1 protein-coding gene is annotated in these 1,016 nt (G+C 66.8%); it reads right to left on the bottom strand.

The window, feature by feature from the left end:
* The coding region (gene tuf / locus FV233_RS29580) for an elongation factor Tu (RefSeq protein WP_147899653.1) at positions 1-1,016 on the bottom strand (1,016 nt) is incomplete at its 3' end.

The raw sequence follows: 1,016 nt of genomic DNA on the forward strand, positions 1-1,016 counted from the left end.
TCCGTGGTCCGGAAGTAGAACTGCGGCCGGTAGTTGGTGAAGAACGGCGTGTGGCGGCCGCCCTCCTCCTTGGTCAGGATGTACGCCTCGGCCTTGAACTTGGTGTGCGGCTTCACCGAACCCGGCTTGCACACGACCTGGCCGCGCTCCACGTCCTCGCGCTTGGTCCCGCGCAGCAGCACGCCGACGTTGTCGCCCGCCTGGCCCTGGTCGAGCAGCTTGCGGAACATCTCCACGCCGGTCACCGTCGTGGTCGTGGTCGCCCGGATCCCGACGATCTCCACCGTCTCGCCGACCTTGACGATGCCGCGCTCGACGCGACCCGTCACCACGGTACCGCGGCCCGAGATCGAGAACACGTCCTCGATCGGCATCAGGAACGGCAGGTCGATCGGACGCTCCGGCTGCGGGATGTAGGCATCCACCGTCGCCATCAGCGCCAGCACCGCCTCCTTGCCGATCTTGGGCTCCTTGTCCTCGAGCGCCATCAGCGCCGAGCCCTTGGTGATCGGGATGTCGTCGCCCGGGAAGTCGTACTTCGACAAGAGCTCGCGCACCTCGAGCTCGACCAGCTCCAGGAGTTCCTCGTCGTCGACCATGTCGACCTTGTTCAGGAACACCACCAGCGCCGGAACGCCGACCTGACGGGCGAGCAGGATGTGCTCCCGGGTCTGCGGCATCGGGCCGTCGGCCGCCGACACCACCAGGATCGCGCCGTCCATCTGGGCGGCACCCGTGATCATGTTCTTCACGTAGTCGGCGTGGCCGGGGCAGTCGACGTGCGCGTAGTGCCGGTTGGCCGTCTCGTACTCCACGTGCGCCGTCGAGATCGTGATCCCGCGCGCCTTCTCCTCCGGGGCCTTGTCGATCTGGTCGTAGGCCGTGAACGTCGCACCGCCCGTCTCAGCCAGCACCTTCGTGATCGCCGCCGTCAGCGACGTCTTGCCGTGGTCGACGTGACCGATCGTGCCGATGTTGCAGTGCGGCTTGGTGCGAGCGAACTTTTCCTTGCCCAT

Source organism: Methylobacterium sp. WL7 (assembly GCF_008040085.1).
Classification (GTDB): Bacteria; Pseudomonadota; Alphaproteobacteria; order Rhizobiales; family Beijerinckiaceae; genus Methylobacterium; species Methylobacterium mesophilicum.